Source organism: Serratia sp. K-E0102 (assembly GCF_029962625.1).
In the GTDB taxonomy this organism is placed as follows: Bacteria; Pseudomonadota; Gammaproteobacteria; order Enterobacterales; family Enterobacteriaceae; genus Serratia; species Serratia sarumanii.
Genome location: NZ_CP124754.1, coordinates 944,413 through 967,206 on the forward strand (window position 1 = coordinate 944,413; position 22,794 = coordinate 967,206).

The 22,794-nt window shown below is 56.6% G+C and carries 20 protein-coding genes; 18 read left to right on the top strand and 2 right to left on the bottom strand.

Annotated features, from left to right (window positions below; translation table 11 throughout):
• The first annotated feature begins 53 nt into the window (after nt 1–53).
• Together SSARUM2_RS04380 and aroL are read left to right on the top strand one after the other, a co-directional pair.
• Nucleotides 54–572, top strand: coding sequence for a GNAT family N-acetyltransferase (locus tag SSARUM2_RS04380; protein WP_033647354.1), 519 nt, complete (start codon nt 54–56; stop codon nt 570–572).
• A gap of 109 nt (nt 573–681) precedes the next feature.
• On the top strand, nt 682–1,206 hold the full coding sequence (gene aroL / locus SSARUM2_RS04385) for a shikimate kinase AroL (protein WP_033637260.1): 525 nt from the start codon (nt 682–684) through the stop codon (nt 1,204–1,206).
• A gap of 36 nt (nt 1,207–1,242) precedes the next feature.
• Here aroL and SSARUM2_RS04390 read toward each other — a convergent pair whose 3' ends face one another.
• A complete protein-coding gene (locus tag SSARUM2_RS04390) occupies nt 1,243–1,986 on the bottom strand; it encodes a helix-turn-helix transcriptional regulator (RefSeq protein ID WP_060439035.1) in 744 nt (247 codons plus the stop codon).
• A 96-nt stretch (nt 1,987–2,082) separates the two neighbouring features.
• On the opposite strand from SSARUM2_RS04390, the gene SSARUM2_RS04395 reads away from it, so the two are divergent.
• From SSARUM2_RS04395 to SSARUM2_RS04435, 9 genes are all read left to right on the top strand, one after another.
• On the top strand, nt 2,083–2,487 hold the full coding sequence (locus SSARUM2_RS04395; protein WP_041033588.1) for a nuclear transport factor 2 family protein: 405 nt from the start codon (nt 2,083–2,085) through the stop codon (nt 2,485–2,487).
• 47 nt (nt 2,488–2,534) lie between these two features.
• The gene (locus tag SSARUM2_RS04400) at nt 2,535–2,735 is read left to right on the top strand and encodes a YaiA family protein (protein ID WP_004940491.1); all 201 of its coding nucleotides are present in this window, start codon (nt 2,535–2,537) and stop codon (nt 2,733–2,735) included.
• 144 nt (nt 2,736–2,879) lie between these two features.
• Nucleotides 2,880–3,380, top strand: coding sequence for an RNA polymerase sigma factor (locus SSARUM2_RS04405; protein ID WP_033653296.1), 501 nt, complete (start codon nt 2,880–2,882; stop codon nt 3,378–3,380).
• A gap of 76 nt (nt 3,381–3,456) precedes the next feature.
• Entirely contained in the window at nt 3,457–4,410 is a 954-nt protein-coding gene (locus SSARUM2_RS04410; RefSeq protein WP_060387338.1) for a FecR domain-containing protein, read from the top strand.
• A 156-nt stretch (nt 4,411–4,566) separates the two neighbouring features.
• Nucleotides 4,567–7,266: a TonB-dependent receptor gene (locus SSARUM2_RS04415; RefSeq protein WP_060387339.1), complete on the top strand. Its 2,700-nt coding sequence runs from the start codon at nt 4,567–4,569 to the stop codon at nt 7,264–7,266.
• Between the two features lie 78 nt (nt 7,267–7,344).
• Entirely contained in the window at nt 7,345–7,914 is a 570-nt protein-coding gene (locus SSARUM2_RS04420) for a heme acquisition protein HasA (RefSeq protein ID WP_033647344.1), read from the top strand.
• Between the two features lie 71 nt (nt 7,915–7,985).
• A complete protein-coding gene (locus SSARUM2_RS04425; RefSeq protein ID WP_033637266.1) occupies nt 7,986–9,767 on the top strand; it encodes a type I secretion system permease/ATPase in 1,782 nt (593 codons plus the stop codon).
• Nucleotides 9,764–11,095, top strand: a complete 1,332-nt coding sequence (locus SSARUM2_RS04430; protein WP_033647342.1) for an HlyD family type I secretion periplasmic adaptor subunit — start codon at nt 9,764–9,766, stop codon at nt 11,093–11,095. The genes SSARUM2_RS04425 and SSARUM2_RS04430 overlap by 4 nt, the downstream gene beginning before the upstream one ends.
• Nucleotides 11,096–11,097: 2 nt before the next feature.
• A complete protein-coding gene (locus SSARUM2_RS04435; RefSeq protein ID WP_060452697.1) occupies nt 11,098–11,877 on the top strand; it encodes an energy transducer TonB in 780 nt (259 codons plus the stop codon).
• Nucleotides 11,878–11,900: 23 nt separating this feature from the next.
• On the opposite strand, the gene SSARUM2_RS04440 is transcribed toward SSARUM2_RS04435, so the two are convergent.
• Nucleotides 11,901–12,554 (bottom strand): LuxR C-terminal-related transcriptional regulator, encoded by a 654-nt coding sequence (locus tag SSARUM2_RS04440; protein WP_080352770.1) that lies wholly within the window; start codon nt 12,552–12,554, stop codon nt 11,901–11,903.
• 284 nt (nt 12,555–12,838) lie between these two features.
• Between SSARUM2_RS04440 and SSARUM2_RS04445 the strand changes: the two genes are divergently transcribed.
• The 7 genes from SSARUM2_RS04445 (at nt 12,839) to SSARUM2_RS04475 (ending at nt 22,790) form a co-directional block, all read left to right on the top strand.
• The gene (locus SSARUM2_RS04445; protein WP_033637270.1) at nt 12,839–13,549 is read left to right on the top strand and encodes a glycosyltransferase; all 711 of its coding nucleotides are present in this window, start codon (nt 12,839–12,841) and stop codon (nt 13,547–13,549) included.
• A complete protein-coding gene (locus SSARUM2_RS04450; protein ID WP_033637272.1) occupies nt 13,546–14,199 on the top strand; it encodes an AAA family ATPase in 654 nt (217 codons plus the stop codon). Before SSARUM2_RS04445 ends, SSARUM2_RS04450 begins: the two co-directional genes overlap by 4 nt.
• The gene (locus tag SSARUM2_RS04455; RefSeq protein WP_080437555.1) at nt 14,196–15,440 is read left to right on the top strand and encodes a glycosyltransferase family 2 protein; all 1,245 of its coding nucleotides are present in this window, start codon (nt 14,196–14,198) and stop codon (nt 15,438–15,440) included. The genes SSARUM2_RS04450 and SSARUM2_RS04455 overlap by 4 nt, the downstream gene beginning before the upstream one ends.
• A gap of 64 nt (nt 15,441–15,504) precedes the next feature.
• Nucleotides 15,505–17,292, top strand: coding sequence for an ABC transporter ATP-binding protein (locus tag SSARUM2_RS04460; protein WP_050595973.1), 1,788 nt, complete (start codon nt 15,505–15,507; stop codon nt 17,290–17,292).
• A gap of 63 nt (nt 17,293–17,355) precedes the next feature.
• Nucleotides 17,356–18,846, top strand: coding sequence for a hypothetical protein (locus SSARUM2_RS04465; RefSeq protein ID WP_060439032.1), 1,491 nt, complete (start codon nt 17,356–17,358; stop codon nt 18,844–18,846).
• A gap of 42 nt (nt 18,847–18,888) precedes the next feature.
• On the top strand, nt 18,889–19,665 hold the full coding sequence (locus SSARUM2_RS04470; protein ID WP_225369050.1) for a phosphatase PAP2 family protein: 777 nt from the start codon (nt 18,889–18,891) through the stop codon (nt 19,663–19,665).
• Nucleotides 19,666–20,090: 425 nt separating this feature from the next.
• Complete coding sequence (locus tag SSARUM2_RS04475; RefSeq protein WP_232043270.1) at nt 20,091–22,790, top strand: two component system sensor kinase; 2,700 nt, start codon at nt 20,091–20,093, stop codon at nt 22,788–22,790.
• The last annotated feature ends 4 nt before the right edge of the window (nt 22,791–22,794 follow it).

The window sequence follows — 22,794 nt, forward strand, 5'->3', positions numbered from 1 at the left end:
GCCACGGGCGGTGAAATTTGCTTAAATAACCGCCCCAACGTTAAGGAGAACCCATGAGCCTGCAGATTCGTTTGGCGCAGCAGCGGGATATCGTGCACTTGATGGCGGTTGAACGTTCGGCGGCGCAGCTGTTTCGCCAGCAGCCGGAATGGCGCTTTATCGCCGAAGGCGAGGTGATGGCCCCGCAGCAGCATGCCGCATTTATCGCCGAGCGCCGTGAATGGCTGGCGGAAAGCGACAACGGCGAGTGCGCCGGTTTTATTGCCGTGCAGGCTCAGGGGGAAGATTGGCACATCGCCGAATTGTCGGTCGCCGGCACCTGGCAGCGGCAGGGCGTCGGCCGTCGCCTGATCGGCGCGGTGGCGCAAGAGGCCAAACGGCAGGGGGCGGGCCGCCTGACGCTCACCACTTTCATTGAGGTGCCGTGGAATGCGCCTTACTACCGGCGGCTGGGATTCCGGCCGCTTGACGACGCGCGGCTCACGGCCGCTCTGCGGCGGCACCTGGATGAGGATCTGGCGCACGGCTTTGCCGCAGGCAGTCGCTGTGCCATGGAATTTACACTATCGTAAATATTGAAATACAGAGCGGGCAGGGTATGATGCTGCCACCACGCCATCGCACCCGCTCGGTATTTTGGTATGCAATGCACTCAAGTCACCGCATAAGGGACAACCCGTAATGACACAAACCCTGTTCATGATAGGCGCTCGCGGAGCCGGCAAGACCACGGTAGGCAGCGCATTGGCGTTGGCGTTGGGCTATCAGTTCGTCGATACCGATCTGTTTATGCAGCAGGCGGCGCAGATGAGCGTGGCGGAAATGGTCGAGCGCGAGGGCTGGCTGGGGTTCCGCCGCCGCGAGACCATCGCGTTGCAAACCGTGACCAAGCCGTCAACTATAGTTGCCACCGGCGGCGGGGCGATCCTGGCGGAGGAGAACCGTCAGTTTATGCGCCAGCATGGCACCGTTATCTACCTGCGCGCGCCGGCCAGCGTGTTGGCGCAGCGGTTGGAAGAGTACCCGGAAGATGCGCAGCGCCCGACGCTCACCGGCAGACCGATCGCCGAGGAGATGCTCGAGGTGCTGGCGGCGCGCGAAGCGCTGTATCAGGACGCCGCGCATTACGTGATAGACGGCGCCGCCGATCCGCAGCGGGTGGTGGAACAAATCCTCGCGGTGTTGCCGCGTGAGACGGTGAAGTAACCCTTTCTTCTCTTCGGGCGCCGGGCGCCCGTTTTCCTATTCCGTTTGCCGAGCCGGCGCAAAGTACGCCCCGGGCGTGACGCCGAAGCGGCGACGAAAGGCGGCGATATAGGCGCTGACGTTGTCATAGCCACAGGCGTCGGCCACCTCGCCGACCGCTTTGCCGCGTGATAATCCCTCCAGTGAACGCAATACCCGCGCCTGCTGGCGCCACAGCGCGAAGCTGATGCCGGTTTCCTGCAGAAAGCGGCGGCTCAGGGTGCGCGGGCTGAGCCCGGCCCAAATGGCCCAGTCGCGCTGGCTGCGCGGGCTGGCGGGATCGTTCAGCAGCGCCCGGGCGATGTTCAGCAACCTGGCGTCCTGCGGCAGCGGCAATTGTAACGGCGCGCGGCTTGCCGCGTGCATTTCGTCCAGCAGCACCTGCAGCAGCCGCCGTTGCGGCGCGCTCAGCGGGCCGGCGGGGAACTGCGCGATGCGCTCCACCAGGGCCTGCAACAGCTCAGAGGCCGTAAACAGCTGCGGCAGCGGCGGCATCTCCGGCACGCTTTCCACCGGCAGATACAGACTCCAGCCCGCCACGTCGCCGCAGGCCAGCGCCTGATGGGCGCATCCCGGCGGCAGCCAGCCCAGCGTACCGCCGGTGATCGCCCATTGCCGGCCCGGGAGCTCCATTGCCAGCATGCCGCGCGTCAAGAGATAGATCTGGCCGCCTTCGTGCCGGTGCCAGGGCGTCAGGTGCTTTTTTTCATGCTGAAGGCGTTGGCTGCGGATCTGCGTCATATTGGCCGTTTAACGTTATTAAAAGTCTTGATGTGGTTATTATGCCATCGCCTGGTCGGGATAGGATCGCCGTTCACCCTATTTCGGAGAAACCTGATGACTCAACTTACCCCACTGGATCTGGTACTCGATACGCTGCAGCAGGTCGTCGCCAGCCCGGAGCACCGGCCAACGCAGCTCGCCGCCCGTTTCAGCGCAGACTACCGCCAGCAGGTGGATGGCAAGGTGCTGAACTTCGAGCAGTTTGAGCAACACATGGCGCTGCTGAAGCGGCAAACCCGGCGCATGACGCTGAGCGTGATCGCGGCGGCGGAGCGGGGCGAGGCGGTGCTGACCCATCATCTGGTCGAGGTGGAAAAGCGCGACGGCTCCTGCAGCCGCGTGCGGGTGCTAGCGCACTTCACCGTGCGTGAAGGCCGCATTTGCGCCTGCGACGAACTGACCGAGCTGCTGGCGGGCGTGCCCGGCGATCGCGATCTTGGCTCGCGCGTGTCGGAATGAGGGCGGCTGCTATACTTGCTACTGTGTGAAACACACGGGAGAACGGCATGCGCGAAAATGATCAACCTGCTTATCCACGGAGCGCCCGCGTCGTAGAGGTGTTTCGGGGCGACCCGAACCTGCATCTGCGCCGTTTTGAAGTGCGCACCGACGACATTGAGCCGAATACGCTGCTCAGTGAACATGAAACCGAGCAGGAAGCGCTCGACGCCAAGCATCGCTATGAGGACGAGGCGTTAGAGCTCTGACCTGCAGCCCAGCGGAAACCGGCGCCAGGCCGGTTTCCCGTTTATCCCCGCCTTAGCACATATTTCCCAGAACAATATTGATAATGATAATCATTTATGTGATTTTTATCGCCCCTATTGGGTGTTTCACTTCTGGGAAAAGAGATGTCCAATTCCGAGTTGCAGGCGTTGTTTCTGCGCCATATGCGGCCGCTGCAAGCCTATTTGAACGCCAAACTGCGCGACCCTCAGCTGGCTGCGGACTTGGCGCAGGAAAGTTTTACCCGCCTGACCGAGCAGTATCCGCAGGGTAATATTCTCGATATCGAGGCCTACCTGTACAAAACCGCCAAAAACCTGATGCTCGACCATCTGCGCCAGCAGCAGCGGCGGCAGACCGAAGCGGTCGAAGACGACGTTCTGGCGCAGTATCCCTCCGGTGAACCGGCGCTTGAACAACTGGCGATCGATAGCCAATTGCTGCAGCTGTTGCAACAGGCGCTGGCGGACATGCCGCCGCGCACGCAGCAGATTTTCCGCCTTAACCGGCTCGATGGCCTGACCCAGGCGCAGGTGGCGGCGCAGCTGGGCGTGTCGCTCAGCACGGTGGAAAAACACTTGGCCAGCGCGCTCGAGCGGCTGATGGCGCGGATGGAAGAACAATAATGGCAATTTTTTTACGGGTTTATCCGCGCTCAGACGTCTTAACCTATAACCAGAAAAAACAGAGGTCTATGCCATTATGAAACCGCTAACCGCACAGGCGCGACAGCAGGCGGCCGCCTGGGCCGTGAGCCTGGCCGAAGGGGCGCTGCCGGCCGATCGGCGGCGAGCGTTGGACGCCTGGCTGGCCGCCGATCCGCAGCATCGGGCGGCGCTGCGTCAGGCACGCCTGCTGTGGACGACGCTGGGGCAGCTGCCGCCAGAGCAGCGGCAGGCGTTACAACCGCAGGTGGCGGCGCTGAAAACGCCATCTCGCCATCGATGGCCCCGCTGGGCGGTGGCGGCGGCGGTGGCGATCGCCGTTTCCTTCGGCGTTTATCGCGGGCCAGCTCTGTGGATCGGCATGCAGGCGGATTATCAAACCGTTCGCGGCGAGGTGCGCGAAGTGGCATTGCCGGACGGCAGCCGGGTGGCGCTGGACAGCGGCAGCGCGATCGCGCTGGCGTATTCCGCAGGCGAACGCAAGGTGCGGCTGCTGAGCGGCGCCGCCTATTTTATCGTCGCGCCGTTAGGTGGGGCGGAAAGCCGCCCATTCAGGGTGGAGGCGGAAAACGGTGTCACCCAGGCGCTGGGCACGGAGTTCAGCGTGGCGCGCACCGAACGGGGCGTGGACGTCAGCGTGCATCAGCACAGCGTGCGGGTGACGCTTGAGCGCGGCGAGCGCTCGCTGGTGGTCGCGCAACGCCAGGCGGCGCATTACCGCAACGGGCAGCTGCAGCTGACGCGGCAAACGGCCGGCGATGACGCCTGGCGGCGCGGCTGGCTGGTGATCGACCGCCAACCGCTGCCGCAGGCGCTCGCGCAGCTCAACCGCTATCGCGCGACCCGCATCGTGGCGGTCAATCCCGCGCTAAGAGCGCGCACGGTGAGCGGCGTGTTTGCGCTCAATAAGCTCGACGACGGCGTCGGCGCCATTCGTCAGGAACTCTCCGCCCGCCAACTGAATCTCCCCGGCATCACGCTGCTTTACTGAGCGGCGCAGGCGGGCCGGGATGCCCGTTTCGCCGCTATTTTCACTTTCTGTAAAAAATCTTTACGGGTTTTTGCCTCCCGGAACGTCCTTATGTTTAAACGAGATTGATTTCCATTATCACTTGGTTTGGCATTCTTTCGGGTGGAACACACACGCATGTTTATTCACAAGGGAACCACGCCGGCCGGCCGATTGGCCACGGCGGTACGCGCCGCGCTGGCGGCGATGATGTTGACTCAGCCGGCTGTGGCGCTCGCTGCCCAGGCTGAGGCGAACGGCGCGCAGGCTGCACAGCAAAAGCATTTCAACGTTGCGGCGCAGCCGCTGCAGAGCGCCATGTTGCGCTTCGCCGAGCAGGCCGGCATGCAGGTATTTTTCGACGAGGTGAAGCTCGACGGCATGCAGGCGGCGGCGCTGAACGGCAGCATGAGCGTTGAACAGGGCCTGCGGCGCTTGATCGACGGCAATCCGGTGGCTTTCCGCCTGCAGCCGCAGGGGCAGATCGTATTGAGCCGGCTGCCGACGGCGAACGGCAACGGCGGCGCGCTGGCGCTGGACAGCCTGACGGTGCTGGGCGCCGGCGGCATCAACGCCAACGATTGGGTTTACGACGAACCGCGCTCGGTCAGCGTCATCAGCCGCGAACAGATGGACAACCGCCCGGCGCGACACGCGGCCGATATTCTGGAGCAGACGACGGGGGCCTATTCCAGCGTCAGCCAGCAAGATCCGGCGCTGTCGGTCAACATCCGCGGCATACAAGACTACGGCCGGGTGAACATGAACATCGACGGCATGCGGCAGAATTTTCAAAAGAGCGGCCATGGCCAGCGTAACGGCACCATGTACATCGATTCCGAACTGCTGTCCGGCGTAACCATCGACAAGGGCACCACCGGCGGTATGGGCAGCGCAGGCACGCTCGGCGGCATCGCCACCTTCAATACCGTCAGCGCGAGCGATTTCCTGGCGCCGGGCAAAGAGCTGGGCGGCAAGCTGCACGCCAGCACCGGCGATAACGGCACCCACTTCATCGGCAGCGGCATACTGGCATTGGGTAACGAAACCGGCGATATCCTGCTGGCCGCCAGCGAACGCCACCTCGGCGACTATTGGCCCGGCAACAAGGGCGACATCGGCAACATTCGCATCAATAACGACACCGGCAATTACGATCGCTACGCCGAGAGCATCAAGAACAACAAAATCCCCGACACTAATTACCGCATGCACTCGCGGCTGGCCAAGGTGGGCTGGAACCTGCCCGCCAACCAGCGCCTGCAGCTGAGCTATCTGCAGACCCAGACCGCGTCGCCGATCGCCGGCACCTTGACCAACCTGGGCACCCGGCCGCCTTATGAACTGGGCTGGAAGCGCACCGGTTACAGCGACGTGATGGCGCGCAACGCGGCATTCGACTACAGCCTGGCACCGGAAGGCGTCGACTGGCTCGATTTTCAGGCCAAGCTGTATTACGTCGATACTCAGGACGACAGCGACACCTACAGCACCAGCTCGCTGCTGGACAACGGCTACGCGACGCGCACCCGCCTGCGCACCTATGGCGCGCAGGCGCAAAACACCTCGCGTTTCAGCCTGGCGCCGGGACATGACTTCCGCGCCAACTACGGGCTGGAGTTCTATTACGACAAAGCGACCAGCGACTCTTCCCGTGAGGGTATGGAAGGGGTGACGCCGGCCGGCAACCGTTCGGTCGGCAGCCTGTTCGCCAACCTGACCTACGACTACGACGGCTGGCTGACGCTGGAGGGCGGGCTGCGTTACGACCGCTATCGCCTGCGCGGCCAGACCGGCCTGAGCTATCCGGATTTGGCCAAGGATGGGCAACGCTACACGATTGACAATCCTTGCAAAGCGTTGCGTCTGACCGGCTGTTCAACCACGACCCGCGAAGATTGGGACGTGGATCGCGATCAGGGCAAGCTGTCGCCGACGCTGGCGGTGGCGGTGCGCCCCGGCGTGGAGTGGCTTGAGCTGTATACCACCTACGGCAAATCCTGGCGGCCGCCGGCGATCACCGAAACGCTGACTAACGGCAGCGCGCACAGTTCTTCCACGCAATACCCCAACCCGTTCCTGCAGCCCGAGCGCTCGCGCGCCTGGGAAGTCGGGTTCAACGTGCAGCAGCCGGATCTGTGGTTTGAGGGCGATCGGTTGGTGGCCAAGGTGGCCTACTTCGACACCAAAGTGGATAACTACATCAACCTGGCGATAGACCGCAATAAACCGGGGCTGGTGCAGCCGAGCATCGGCAATGCCGCTTACGTCAACAACCTGTCTAAAACCCGCTTCCGCGGGCTGGAGTACCAGCTCAACTATGACGCCGGGGTGTTCTACGCCGACCTGACCTACACCCACATGATCGGTAAAAACGAGTTCTGCTCGAACAAGGCCTGGTTGGGAGGGCGTCTGCGCTACGGCGACGGATCGCGTCGCGGCAACTTCTATGTTGAGCCGGATGCCGCTTCCAATGACTTCGTCACGTGTGACGGGGGGACGCAGTTCGGCTCCGCCGCCTACCTGCCGGGCGATCGCGGCTCGGTGACGCTGGGCGGCCGCGCCTTCGATCGCAAGCTGGACGCCGGGGTGACCGTGCGCTTCGCGCCGGGCTATCAGGACAGCTCGGTGCCATCCAACTACCCGTACCTGGCCGACTGGCCGAAGTACACCCTGTTCGATCTGTACGCCAGCTACAAGCTGACCGACAGCCTGACGCTGCGCGGCTCGGTGGAGAACCTGACCAACCGCGCCTACGTCGTCAGCTATGGGGAGACGCTGGCCAATACCCTGGGGCGCGGCCGCACCGTGCAGGGCGGGGTGGAATACCGTTTTTAAGCAGTAAAAGGGCGTTGCTCATCCTTGAGCACAAGGGCTGCCTCGCAAGGGGCGCCGTTCATCAATGGAGATAGAGAAATGGCATTTTCAGTCAACTATGACAGCAGCTTTGGCGGTTACAGCATTCATGACTATCTGGGCCAATGGGCTTCGACATTCGGTGATATCAACCATACCAACGGTAATGTCGTCGAAGGCTCAAACAGCGGTGGCTTCTACGGCGGCCGGTTGTCCGGTAGCCAATACGCCGTGACCAGTACGGATAACCATGTCACGTCGGTCGTGGCGGGTGGCAACCTGACCTACACGCTGTTCAATGAACCTGCGCATACCCTATACGGCCAGCTGGATTCCCTGTCATTCGGCGACGGTTTGAGCGGTGGCGATACATCACCGTACAGCATTCAGGTGCCTGACGTCAGCTTCGGCGGCCTGAACCTCAGCAGCCTGCAGGCGCAGGGCCACGATGGCGTGGTGCACCAGGTGGTGTACGGCCTGATGTCCGGCGATACCGGCGCGCTGGAGACCGCGCTGAACGGCATCCTCGACGACTACGGCCTGAGCGTCAACTCCACCTTCGATCAGGTGGCGGCGGCGACGGCGGTGGGCGTGCAGCATGCCGACAGCCCGGAACTGCTGGCGGCCTGATCGTGGCCGTTTGCCCGCCGGCGCCGCGCGCCCGGCGGGCATTTTCTCGTTTTTAGCCGATGGAAAACGCCATGAAAAACGCCGTCAGGCGCGGAGAAGTGATGAGCGTGCTGGCCGCATACCGGCGCGGATTTTGGGGCATCGCACTGTTTACCGCGGTGATCAACCTGTTGATGCTGGCACCGGCGCTGTACATGCTGCAGGTCTACGATCGCGTGTTGCCGTCGGGCAACCGCATGACGCTGGCGATGCTGACCCTGATGGTGGTCGGCCTTTACCTGTTTATGGGGCTGCTGGAGTGGGTGCGCAGCCAGGTGGTGATCCGCCTCGGCGCCCAGATGGATATGCGCCTGAATCAGCGAGTCTACGACGCCGCCTTCGAAACCAATCTGAAAACCGGCAACCCGCTGGCGGGGCAGGCGCTGAACGATCTGACCAACCTGCGCCAGTTCGCCACCGGCAATGCGCTGTTCGCCTTTTTCGATGCCCCCTGGTTCCCGGTTTATCTGCTGGTGGTTTTTCTGCTCCACCCCTGGCTTGGCGCGTTGGCCAGCGCCGGGGTGATCGTGCTGGTGCTGCTGGCCTGGCTCAACCAGCGGGTGTCGCAGGCGCCGCTCGCGGAGGCCGGCCGGGTCGCGCTGAGCGCCACGCAGCAGGCCAACGGCAACCTGCGCAATGCCGAAGCCATCGCCGCCATGGGGATGCTGACCGATTTGCGCCTGCGTTGGCTGCGGCAGCATCAGCAGTTCCTGCTGTTGCAGAACCGCGCCAGCGAGAAAATAGCCGCCGTCACCGCCTGGTCGAAAACCGTGCGGCTGGCGCTGCAGTCGCTGATGTTGGGCTGCGGCGCGCTGCTGGCGGTCAACGGCGACATTACGCCGGGCATGATGATCGCCGGATCGATCCTGATCGGCAGGGTGCTGGGGCCGATCGATCAGCTGATCGGCGCCTGGAAGCAGTGGTCGTCGGCGCGCCAGTCCCTGCAGCGGTTGGAGGTGATGCTGGCCGCCAACCCGCCGCAGGCGGCGAGCCTGCCGCTGCCTGCGCCCAGCGGCACATTGGCCGTGAATCAGTTGACCGCCAGCGCGCCGGGCGGGAGCGCGCCGGTGTTGCACGGCGTCAGTTTTCGTCTGGAGGCCGGGGAGGTGCTGGGCGTCATTGGCGCGTCCGGCTCCGGCAAAACGCTGCTGATGCGCCAACTGGTCGGCGCGCTGACGCCGCTCAGCGGCGACGTGCGGCTGGACGGTGCGGATCTTCGGCAGTGGGACAAACAGCAACTGGGGCCGCATATCGGCTACTTGCCGCAGGATATCCAGCTGTTCGCCGGCACCCTGACGGAAAATATCGCCCGCTTTGGCCAGGTTGACGCCGAGAAGGTGGTGGCCGCCGCCGCGCTGGCCGGCGTGCACCAACTGATCCTGCATTTGCCCAAAGGGTATGAAACCGAGCTGGGCGAGGGCGGCAGCGGCCTGTCCGGCGGCCAGCGTCAGCGGGTGGCGCTGGCGCGCGCGCTGTATGGCTCTCCGGCGTTGGTGGTATTGGACGAACCGAACGCCAACCTCGATCGCGAAGGGGAAGAGGCGCTGCAGCGGGCGATCGAAGCGCTGAAAAAGCGCGGCACCACCATCGTGTTGGTGACCCACAAACCGGCGATCCTGGCGACGACCGACAGATTGCTGGTGCTGGCCGCCGGCCAGGTGCAGCACTTCGGCCCCAGCGACGCCATCCTGAAAAAACTGCCTGGTTTTACGCCCGCGGCCGTACCGGCCAACGCCGGCCGCAGCAGCGGCGGCGGTTTCAACGTCAACTACGCCAATTTTGCCAAAACGGCCAGCGGTGAACGAAAAGTATGAGCAATCAGAGTGTGATCCCCGGCGATATCGACGCGCTTTCCCGGCAGTTCGACGAAGGGCGCCACCTGCGGCTCGGTGGTTGGCTGGTGCTGTTGGGGTTTGGCGGTTTCCTGCTGTGGGGGCTGTTGGCGCCGCTGGATAAGGGCGTGCCGGTCTCCGGCAGCGTGGTGGTGGCCGGCAACCGCAAGGCGGTACAGCACCCGAGCGGCGGCGTGGTGTCGCAAATTCAGGTGCATGAGGGCGACCGGGTCAGCGCCGGGCAGGTGCTGCTGCTGATGGATACCGTCGACAGCCGCACCCAGCGCGATGCGCTGCGCAGCCAGCAGTTGAGCAACGCCGCGCAGCGGGCGCGGCTGCAGGCCGAGCGCGACGGCCTGCAGGCGATCGCTTTCCCGGCATTGCTGCAGGCGCGGCGGGAGGAGCCGGAGGTGATGTCGTTGATGCTGTTGCAACAGCAGCTGTTCACCAGCCGCCGCGCGGCGTTGCAGAGCGAGCTGGCGGCGATCGCGGAGAGCATCGCCGGATCGCAGGCGATGCTGGAAGGGATCCGGCAGTCTTACGCCAGCAAGCAGCGGCAAAAGGCCATGTTGCAGGAGCAACTGAGCGGCATGCGCAAGCTGGCGGCGCAGGGATATGTGGCGCGCAACCGGCTGCTGGATCTGGAAGGGCAGTATGCGCAGATCGACGGCCAGGCGTCCGAAGACACCGGCAATATCGGCCGCCTGGGGCGCCAGATCCTGGAGCTGAAGCTGCGGGCGATCCAGCGGCGGGAAGAGTATCAAAAAGAGGTCAGCAGCCAATTGGCCGAGGTGCGGATGAAGCTGGACGAGCTGGATAACCGCCTGGCCAAGGCGGAGGCCGATCTGGGCCATACGCAGGTGAAAGCGCCGGTGGCGGGCACGGTGGTGGGGCTGAGCGTATTCACCGAAGGCGGCGTGATCGGCGCCGGTCAGCAGCTGATGGAGATCGTGCCCAGCGATCGGGGGCTGCAGGTGGAGGCGCGTATCCCGGTCGAGCTGATCGACAAGGTGCAGGTGGGCTTGCCGGTCGAGCTGTTGTTCTCGGCGTTTAACCAAAGCACCACGCCGCGCGTCGAGGGTGAAGTGACGCTGGTCGGGGCCGATCGCCTGACCGACGAGAAAAGCGGTGCGCCCTATTACAGCGTGCGCGCCAAGGTCAGCGAAGCGGGTCTGCAGCGGTTGAACGGGTTGGAAATCCGCCCGGGGATGCCGGTCGAAGGGTTCATCCGCACTGGCGAGCGTTCGATGATGAACTACCTGTTCAAACCGCTGACCGATCGCCTTCATCTGGCGCTGACGGAAGAGTGAGCATGTCGGTTTCGCCGCTGCCTTTCGCCGCGCCCGGCGATGCCATGCCCTGGCGCCGTTGCCTGGTGCTGGTGCTGGCGCTGCACCTGCTGGCCGCGGCGCTGCTCTGGCCCTGGCGAGACAAGGCCGAGCCGCCGTGGGTGCCGCCGCCGGCGGTCATGGTGGTGATGGCCGCCGCACCGCAGGCTCCGGCCGAGGTAAAACAACCGCCGGGGCAAAGGACGCCGCCGCCTCAGGTTGAACCGCCGGCGCCGCCGGAACCCTTGCCGGCGGTGAAGGTGCCTGAAGCCGTACGGTCGAACATCGCCGTACCGCCGAAGCAGAAAAAATCGCCCAAGCCGGTGAAGAAAATCCCCCTGCCGCGCACGCCGCCGCAGGAGAAAACGATCGCGCCGCCGAGAATTCAGGAGCAAAGCGTCGGCGCGCCGCCGCCGGGCCGGGCGGATAAAGCGGCCGCGCCGCAAACCCGCCTGACGCCCTATGCACAGGCGGGGGAAGATAGCTGGCGCAGCCGCATCAACGGCCGCCTTAATCGCTTTAAGCGTTATCCCAAAGACGCCTTGCGGCTGAAGCGCCAGGGCGTCGGGCAGGTGCGTTTCACCCTGGACAGGCAGGGCCATGTGTTGGCAGTGACGCTGGTCAGCAGCGCCGGGTTGCCGTCGCTGGATCGCGAAATCCAGGCGCTGGTCAAGCGCGCTTCGCCGTTGCCTACGCCGCCGGCGGACGCCTACGTCAACGGCACGGTGGAATTGACGTTGCCGATCGATTTCAGTTTGCATTGAGCGCTTGCCGGCGCTACGACGTTTTACAATAGACCCAGTATGTTAAGGCAAAGCAATTCGCGGGTGTTTTTTATGCCGAGTCTATCCAGCGCTGTTCGCCGTTGGGTATAGACCGTTTTGGCTGTAACGCCCCTCTCACGTGCCAATGAAGAAATGGGAATACCTTGCAACGTGGCCAAAATGACCTGACGCTCTTTGTCGGACAGTGATTCCGGCCGTACGCCGTGTCGGGCTATCTGTTTCTCTTCGCCATACATCCAGGCTAAAAAGTTGCGTAGTAATATTTCGATTGGCAGATGAAGGTGGAAAACAATCGGTGATCCTAGATTTTTCGTCAAATAACGCCCATTAGTTGACGCTGAATCCATCAGTAATGCAGATCGCCAGTTCGGATGGTAGGGTAGGCGACGATATAGTTGAACGATATTTCTCAGATAAGACACATTGCGCGGACAAACGTGAAAAAGTAATAATCCTGAATGCCCCTTTAGGCTCTGCCCCCGTATAAATGCCGCAGGCGAAGCGTAAGCACTGAAATTTTCAACATGCGGCGTCAGTAACTCTGTCAGCCCCACTTGTGTCAAGGCGCAGCTACTGATAATGCTCAGGCTGCGTGGTGTTGTCACAGCTGCAGCGGCTGCGTTAACACGCGTTTGCTCCTGTCTCTCTGTATGCATTTCGTTTTTGGTTTCTTGGAAAAATATCCGCTATGACATCAATAACGGGGATTTTTCACTATCAGGCCATTACCTGATTTTCCGTCCGAGCCGCTGGTCTGCGGCCTTAATATCAGGTGATGACCTGATACCCCATCCATGGACAGTTTTCTATCATTAATCCCGCTTGGCGCATGTGTCGCCTGATGAGTCGAGGTGACATTCTCCTGCAACGTTACGGGGGCTTTGATGCCCCCCGAGTGGTTTAAGTTTTCGCGAGAATCCATATTCATAGAGGATGCTATATGTGCATTGATGTTGTCGTTCCTGTTTTTAATCAGCTGGAGAAAACAATTCTTTTTGTTAATTCATTGGGTAATCAAGTTAGCAACAGGCTTATTATTGTCGATAATGGTAGCGACGAAGATATGCGAAATTATCTTGGCGGCTTGGATGCGACGTTGATTACCAATGAAATTAATCTGGGCTATACCAAGGGAATGAATCAAGGGTTATTACAGGTGAAAAGTGAGTATGTGCTTTTTGCCAATAACGATGTGATTTTGCCTGCCAATGTACTGCAGCGCCTGCTCGCGCATTTAGAAAACTATGACATTGTCGCGCCGCTAACGAATAAGGCCTCTGGGACCCCTGAGGCCATTACGCCATTGCTTATTGACTTCGATCCTCTGACTGGCGATATCGAGCCATTTTCCGAAGCGCTCTACGAAAAAAACAAAATGCGTTCGATGCCAGTCCCCAGCGCCTATGGCCACTGTTTATTGATGAAGCGAGATGTGCTCGAAAAGGTGGGGCTGCTGGATGAGTCTTTCGAATCAGGCTACCACACCGATGACGATTTTTGCCGTCGAGCGATTGATATGAATTTAAAAATAGGTCTGGCGCTTGACTGTTTTGTTTTCCATTTTTGTCATTCCACATTCCGCTCTTTAGGTATTGATTCTAAAGATGAAATTGAAAAGTCAATGCGCCTATTCAAGGATAAGTTCAAATGATATTTATCGAAGGATTGCCGTGCGCGGGGAAAAGCTTATTGGTGAATGCACTGGCGGCGCAGGGAACAAGCGTCTGCTTTGAGTTGGGGAAGGTGTTGAGCAGGGCAGATTTTCCAGGTAACGGTCTTTCTTTGGCAGAGGTTGAAAAAATCAACGATTGGTTTATCGCTAAAGAATGTGAACGCATGCGGGGAAAGGCGCATTACTTTGATCGTTCCTATTTCACCCATCTTTGTTACGCCTATGCCTACGGTAGATTTATGTCGCTCGATATTTTTTCAGTAACGGTGAAAAGGTATGCAGAAAAAATCTCTGATGGCGGTTTACCCCTGCCGTGGGGGATTGTTTATGTCGATATAGAAAGCAAAGAGTCGATTGCCAGACAAGAAAACAAGATAACCACGCGCGTTTCTCGCGGCCTGCCGGCATTTTGGCGAAACGAACAGTTTTTGAATGATACCCGCTATGCCTATCAAAACCTGTTTTCTTCTTGTTTTGACATTCCTGTTATTTCTATAGATGCGAGGCTCAGTACGCAGGCAAAATTGAATCAATTGAATGAGTGGATGCCAGGCGTGGTGGAGCGGCATGGCGCAGCCATTGATTTCAATGCGTTTATAGGAAAAAACCTCAGGGATGGAACCAGATGATGATGGTCTATTTTTTTTCTTTTGCTCTGATTTTTCTCTTTTTGGTTGTCAATGTGTCACAGTATATCAATATCAGTAAGAGTCGGAGATTTATTAAAAAAGAGATGCAGGTTGCGTTAACGGGCGAGAGGCGAAATCGTCTTATTGTTTTAATTCCGGTTATGGATGAGCATAAAATAATTAATGAAACGATTACGTATTTTAATCGTATTCTTTCATCTCATCCAGACAGTCTTTTAGTCTTTGTGACAACCCAAAAAGAAGGCTGTGCGGAGAAGAATAAAACCTATCAGAAAATACTTCCTTATTTATCTGAGAAAACGTTAATCATTCATTACCCCTTCCTTTCAGGAAATAAAGCTCATCAGCTCAACTATGCGGTTGAGTTGTTGGGATGTATGCAAAAAATGGATGGGGGGCCAACCTACTATGGCGTGTTTGATGCAGATTCTCGGCCGGATCCTCGAGGACTTGACTATGTTGCTCAGAGTCTCGAGGAAGAAAAGGTATATCAAATGCCGCCGGTGTATTCGACCAATTTTGATGAACTTTCTCTTTTTGGCAAAGCGTCCGCCATTTTTCAAACCCGCTGGATGATGAGCTACGAGTTACCGACTCTGTTGAAAAATCACCAGATGCAAAAAGCGACGCACTTATCTTATTGCATTGGGCATGGATTATTTATACGGCAGCAGTATTTTGAGGAGAATCTCTTTCCGGTTGAAACCGTAACGGAAGATCTTCTGTTCGGTTATCGGGCGGTTATGCACAGTGTATACGCCAAGCCTGTGCCTTATTTTGACTATTGCTCTTCCGTGAGCCGATTTTCTGCCGGTGTGCGACAGTCAGCGCGTTGGCACGCAGGGGATCTTTCCTCATTGATGCTGCTGATGGGAGAAAAAAGCAACGGCAGCGCGAATCGTTATCGTTGCTTGAAAATGAAGCGTATGTTCACCATGTTACAGTGGCCTCTGGGACCGGTTTTCACGATCGCCGTATTGTGTGTACTGTTCGCATTGCAATGCTGGCCGGGCGTTATAGCTATGTTGATCCTTATAGGCAGCTATGTATTCCTATTGCACTCCCCGGTAATTCAATATTTTTTCCCCCGCAGAGGGGGGCTGCTCTCACTTTATGGCGCGCTTTTAGTAAAGAGCGCTGCGAATTGCCTTGGGGCGCTTTATAGTTATTTTCTTAGGTTGAATCCGAAAGTGGATTTATGGTTTAAAACCCCTCGTTAAACATATGACTGTGTGAATTTCTACTTTTTAATAGATCTGTTTTCGGAATTGTGACGGTGCGGATATGGAATGTAAGAAAGACGGTTCTGGTGATGTGACCTTGATGGCGATATTTCTATTTGTTTTCAAAAAATGGGCAGAGCACCCTTTGCGAATGATGCTTGTTGTCATTCTGGCTTTGTCCTCTGCACTGAGTGATATATTAGTTCCGGTATTTGCCGCCGATTTTGTCAATGTTCTGACGCAGGGAGGGAGCCCATTCCTGTCTTTTTTTATGATGATGGGGTTGGGAGCCGCCGGTGCTCTGCTTCGTCAATGCCTGAACTTAAATATTGCTTCATTGACGTTGACGATGATGAGCCTGGCCGGTGCTCGTGCTTTTAAACAAATACAATCCTTGACGGCAGATTGGCACGCCAATGGGTTTGCCGGCTCGACCGTGCGGCAAATTACCCGCGGGATGTGGGCTTTGGTCGCGTTTAATGAAACTCTGTTGGCAGGTCTGTTGCCTATCGGGGCCATGCTGATCGGTAGCACGGTATCCGTGTGGTTGCACTGGCCAATGGCCGGCGGCGTTTTCGGTATTGGGGGGATATTGTTCAGTATCGTGGCCGTGCTGTTGACCGTTCTGTATGTTGCGCCCGCAGCCCGCACTGGCAATGCATGGGATAGCCGCATTGGTGGAGCTTTAGCCGACGCACTGACCTGCAATTCGGTCGTAAAAGCTTTCGGCGCGGAAGTTCGGGAAGAAGAGCGGCTGGCTAGGATCCTGGCCGCCTGGCGTCGTCATACCTCATGGGCCTGGATGCGCAGCAACGTTAATGGCGGCGTGCAGGAAATAATGCTGGTTGCACTGCAAACTCTGGTATTGGGGGTGCTGCTGTTGCTCTGGCGGCGTGGAGTAATCAACGTCGGTGATATCACGTTTATGTTAACGACGTTATTTATGCTGCAGGGTTATCTGCGCCGCATCGGAAGCAATTTCCGCCACCTCCAGCGAGCGATGAATGAATTGGAAGCGATGGTAGCGTTTAAACGCCTTCCCGCCGAAGGGCGCGCGGATGATAAGGGGAATGCGGTGACGATCAGCCGCGGCGAAATCTGTTTTTCTGATGTCGACTTCAGCTACAGCGGCTCTGGCGTTCCACAGCTTTATCAGAAGATGAATGTCAGGATCAAAGCCGGGGAACGGGTTGGGTTGGTGGGCTATTCCGGTTCGGGAAAATCAACGTTCGTCAGGCTGATTCAGCGTCTTTATGACGTTCAAGGTGGAAAGATCACCATTGATGGGCAAGATATCACTCGAATGCAGCTTGCCTCCCTGCGCCGCCAAATCGCGACGGTTCCACAAGAACCCTTGTTGTTCCATCGTTCTCTGTCCGAAAACATCGCTTACGCCAAACCTGATGCAACGCAGGACGAGATTGAGCGGGCAGCGAAATTGGCAGGGATTCACACGCTGATTAGCCGATTGCCGGAAGGATACGACACGCTGGTGGGCGAGCGGGGAGTCAAGCTGTCAGGAGGGGAGCGTCAACGTGTGGCGATCGCGCGCGCTTTTTTAGTGGATATGCCGATATTGATCCTCGATGAGGCGACTTCCAGTCTGGACAATGAAAGCGAGGCGCACATTCAACGCTCGATGAATGAGTTGATGAACAACCGAACGACATTGGTGATAGCGCATCGGCTGTCTACATTGCGTCGAATGGATAGGATCCTCGTTTTTAGCCATGGGCGCATTGTAGAACAAGGCTCACATGATGATCTTATTGCAATTGAGCGTGGCGTATATAGAAAGCTATTTGAGCGACAACAGATGACGGAGAAAAATACGCATTCCCCAAGTTAACCCCATGCTGGCGAATAACGTCAATTTCCCCGGTTGCAGTTTCAATCAATAATAGGCATTTTTATGAGAGTAGTAACCACATGCAGTGAAATAGAAAACGGATTGGCGGTGACTCAGTTCGAATATCAGCAGTTAAAACGCTTGGCGCTGGCGATAATGGATAAGGTTTCAACCTCATGGCCGGTCGTTTTTATCGGCGTGGGACGTTCTCCGACGCCATTGATGGCATTTCTCGAGTGTTATTTAGGAAAAGCGTATATAATTAACTTGCCGCTGAGTGGCTTTCGTCATAATTACCTCAAGGAGAATGTTCCTCTGCTAAGAGAACCGTTGAACGATGATCAGAACAAAGCACTACTGCTTCACTTTCAACGCTTTATTCCAATTGAAAAGGTGCGCAATAGCCACGTGGTTGTGATCGACTTTATCGACTCTGGGGCTTCTTTAGTGGCTGCCACCCATTATATTCGGCATTATCTTCGCCGATACGACGATACCGATAACATTAGCGCTGTATCGCTGCGCGCAGTGGCGCTGCCTGAATGTTTTCGTTCTGCCATGCAGACGGTGGAACTGGATTATGCAGATTTCCCTATTCACGCTGAGACTGAAGCATGCTCCGAACAACATTTTAAGTTAGGCCGCGGCAATTATTATGACGCTATCTCACCGGTAAAAGGGGCATTTAAGATATCAGAAGGGCACCTCACGGAGATGTTGGTCGAGAATAATACGGCATATCGGGACTATATGCGGCAACTTGCCGAGCATATGTTCCGGGATGGTGATATCGAGGATCCGATTCGAGGGCCTGTGCAAACCGTGATGGACGGTATGCGAAGCGTTAATAAGAATTGCCATTCCCGGGGGGATGCTAGGGCATTGCATCGTCAATACAACACTTTCCTCTCGCATGTGAGCTGCCAGTTAAAGGAAAGCATAGTCAACTATTCTTACGTGACCGGTGAGACGTTGGAGAGCGTAGTGTTGCGAAAGGATGAACGCGCGCCATTATTGCTGACACAACTCGCCAGAACACTTGGGCAGCTGCATTGGAATCATAAACTGATAATTAAAAATTATGAGAGAATCTGTTCGGAGAGAGTAAAGGAAAACACTCTCCATATCAATGATATCACATATGGCTATTTTTCCCAGATTCATGGCGATGCGCACTTGAGAAATATGCTGGTGACGCCGGAGTATAAATTAGTCTTTATCGACAGGATGCGGCAGTGTGGTGATATCTTGTACGATTTTCCCTTCATTCTCTCATTGCTTTGTTTGGAGTTGAGGCGGCGGGATGGCTATTTTTATTCGTTGGTGAGCGTGTTCTTTCAATGTTATGAGAACTATGTCGATGATAAGGTTAATTTCTATCGTGCGTTTATGGTTAACTTTATAAATTACGCCAAAATAGCGCATGAAACTTATAATGACGCCGTGCCTCCTTTTAAAGAATGGAAATCGGCGCAGGAGTTGGTGGAGGCGACAAAAGACTATGGTGATTTCAAGACATTTTTAATCTCATACTTCGGTCATGACAAAACGTGATGGCGAAGGGCCTGCCCTGTTATCTGGTTTTATTGTTATTTCATGTTTGATAAGGTTATTTTTATGATGCGTAAGTGCTTCAGTACTGCAGTTTGTTGTTTTATTTTTCTGGGGGGCGCGCAGGCGTCCGAAATGACGAAAGACGGCGAGCCGTTTTCTTTTCTGACCCGCGGCCAATTGCCGGACAGCCTGTCGATTCTTCCTTCTCCCCCGCGCAATGACAGCGTGGCCTTTCTTTTGGATAAAGCCGCATACGAACAAGGCCGCAGCCAGGCGGGGAGTGACAGATGGTTGCAGGCTATTAATGATGCGAATTTATCTGACGAAAATATTGGAAAGCCGTTTTCTCAGGCGCTGGGCGTTGATATTTCTGAAGAAAAAACACCGGCCACCTATACACTGTTAAAAAAAATTCGTACCGATGCTGGGCGATTTGCAACGGCTTCGGCAAAGCGATATTACATGCGGCCAAGACCGTTCATGTTTTTCAATACGCATACCTGCACGCCCCAGGATGAGGGGAAGTTGCGCATGAACGGTTCTTATCCATCCGGGCACACGACGTTGGGGTGGACCATGGCGCTGGCGCTGGCGGAAATCAGGCCGGAACGGCAGAATAAATTATTACAGCGTGGCTATGAGTACGGCCAAAGCCGAGTAATATGCGGAGCGCATTGGCAGAGTGACGTCGATGCCGGGCGTATTTTGGGCGCAGCGGTTTTTGCCCGCCTGCATGCTGATGAGCAGTTTGTTGCGGCGCTGAATAAAGCGAAAAAAGAAATCCACAATCAGGCTGGGCATCTGCAGGGGACGGAATAATCCCCCTGACTGGCTACATAACCCTTGATCGTTTGCTGCAGGCGTTATGTGGCCAGGTTTTTCCCTGCATGAACTACGGGTGAGTATGCCACGCCTCATACGTTGGCCCATCTGGCGCGTCTTGCCGTGCTATTGAGCGATTATGGCGTCAGTGGGCGGTGGACATGTATAAATGCACAATCCGTTTAGGTATTGTATGGGTTTGCATTTTTCTTATCTAGTATCATTATCCCGTACGACTCTCCTGGCGTGTTGTTGTCAAATGAACCATGGGTTCTCGCGCCGATATTCGCACTCTCTGCATTGCGTTCAGAATTGTTCCGGCATTTCATAAGGATGGTATGCCGTAGTATTACAGGGATAAGAAAATGAGAATGCATTCGTCATTAGTTTTTAGGCTAACGATATTCTTATCGTTGAGCTTGATGCTAATATGGTTGGTTTCAGTCTTGACGACCGTGTTCTTTTCATTAAGCCACGCGGATAGGCATGTTATTGACGAACTTTCTCATTTGGCGTCACTGCGTGTTGAGCTAAGCAACCATCGCTTTGAAGGTGCGGAAAGAGACGCGCAAGATCTGGCAAGACGTTATGATAGTTTCTGCAAGAAACAGGAGCTGAATAATATATCGGAAAAAAGTGATAGTCGATACTTGCCGATAAATAGTAAGGCCTGCCATCTCAATCATGCGATTCATCGTGATAATTGGTTTATCCAGGCATACGGGTCTGCAGGTCAAACCTACTATTTGGACAGTTTTCTCCTCAAACCTTCTCAGGGGATTTCTCTTTACCCGCCAGAGAAAATTACTGACGATTACTTTTCTCAACGTCGATTTGGGTTATCGCAGTTCCAAACGTATCCGCATCACGATAATATCTATTGGGGAAATCCGGAGTACCTTTCTGGCAGTGGCTGGAGCATTTCGGTAGCGGCGGGCGATAAAGCCGGCGGCCTGATAGGTTATGCCATCAGGTTGGATGACCTATTATCCTATGGGCATACGGTGACAGATTTTGACGTTAATATTTGGTTGGATCGCCACCAACAACCGTTACCTTTTTTTCGCGGAAAACTTCCGGCGGCGGAAGAGGAAATCATTTTCAACTCGTTGAAAAAAATAAAATTACGTGATGGTTGGCAGCGGATCCCGGGTTACAGGGTATTGCGCATTCAGCTCAAAGGCCCGGGCTGGCAGCAAGTGGTTCTTTACCCCGATCGTGGAATATTGGAAGAGGCGGCTGAACAGGCAAAAGCGCAGTTGCCTTTTGCCTTGGGCATTTTATTGTTGATAACTCTGGCGCTTTTTTGGATGCTGCGCCGTTATTTGGCACAGCCACTGTGGCAATTCGTTGACGTTATTTGCCAAACCAGCGCCGAGAATTTTTATCCTCGTCTTCTCGAACACAGACGAGATGAACTGGGGCAAATCGCCATCGCTTATAATCGGCTGCTGGACAAGTTGAATCAGCAATACGCTACTCTGGAAAAAAAGGTGGTGGAAAGAACGCGTGCGCTGAAAGAGGCGAAACGTAAGGCTGAGTTGGCGAATAAAAGGAAAAGCCGTCATTTAACCGCAATCAGCCATGAGTTGCGTACACCGCTCAATGGAACTTTAGGGGCACTGGAGCTGCTGAGAACCGGTGATATGGATCAACAACAGCAGTGGCTTGCAGATACCGCACATCAGTGCACGCTGTCTTTAATTGAGATTATTAATCAGTTGCTCGATTTTTCTCGCATTGAAGCGGGGCAAATAGAACTGCAATCCGCCTCCTGCCAACTTCTACCGCTACTCGATCAGGCGATGATGACGATACAGGGGGCTGCTCAGAGCAAAGGGTTGGTGCTGTCAGTCCATTTGGCGGCCAACGTGCCGCACCATCTTTGTCTGGATGCGCTGAGGGTGCGGCAAATTCTGGTAAATTTGCTCGGTAACGCCTGCAAGTTCACCGACCAGGGCCATATTACCATGCAGGTAGAGCGCGTTGGCAAGACGCTGGTTTTCAACGTGGAAGATAGCGGCCGCGGAGTCTCTGAGGAACATCTAGCCTCCGTATTCATGCCTTTTTACCAGGCGCAGACGCATGCTCAGGGGACAGGATTAGGGCTTACGATCGCCGCCACGCTCGCCAAAATGATGGGAGGCCGGTTGGACTTCAGCAGCATTTTAGGCCGTGGCAGCCGGGTGGCGTTCCATATGCCGCTGGGGCAGTTCAGCGAGCCCGAGCCGCTGTGCGGCGTTGTTGGAGCTCCGGCGATGCTGCATCCCCAATTGCTGTCTTGGGGGATATCATGCCTGACGCAAGACCCTGCCGAAGGGGGGCTCAATACCGACCTGGCATTTTTGCCAGGGCGTCTGCATGAAGCGGTGAAATGCCTATTGGCCGACAGCGTTCTGCAAAGCCGGAACCAGCTCCCCCTTCAACCCTGGCGCTTGCGCGTGTTGTTGGTGGACGATACGGCCACTAACCGCGATATCATCAGCGTCATGCTTGCACGCTTGGGGCAAGAGGTTCATCAAGCTGAAAACGCCAGGCAAGCGTTGCAATTAGGTCGTGAACATCGCTTTGACGTGGTGTTGATGGATCTGCAGATGCCGGACTGCGATGGACTGACGTTGGCACGGTCATGGCGGGATGATGCACAGGGGCAGGACGGCGGTTGCATGATTGTGGCTTTGTCGGCGCATACCGGCGCGGAGGAAAAAAGGCGCGCAATTCGGGCTGGTATGAACGACTACTTGGCAAAACCGGTCACGCTCAGCCAGCTTTCTCAACTGCTTGAACTGGTTGCCGAATATCAAATAAGTCGCGATATTAGTATTATAAATCAATTGGATACTGGCAAGCCCATTTTGGCGATGGACGACGGGCTGATAGGTGGCACCGTCACTTGCGAATTACGCAGACTTCTGGTGGAAGCCGAGCAAACCTGTGGCCGAAAGACGGATTTTGCGAAGACGGTGCACACGATCAAAGGGATATGCGGCCAAGCCGGGTTGTCGCAGGCTATGCCGTTGATCGTTGAATTAGAACGTCAAATTCTTGCGAAGGAGACGCCGCAGCAAGAACGATTGGTATCTCTGCTCCGATTGATTCGCACTCAACTCAACATTGATTGAAAAC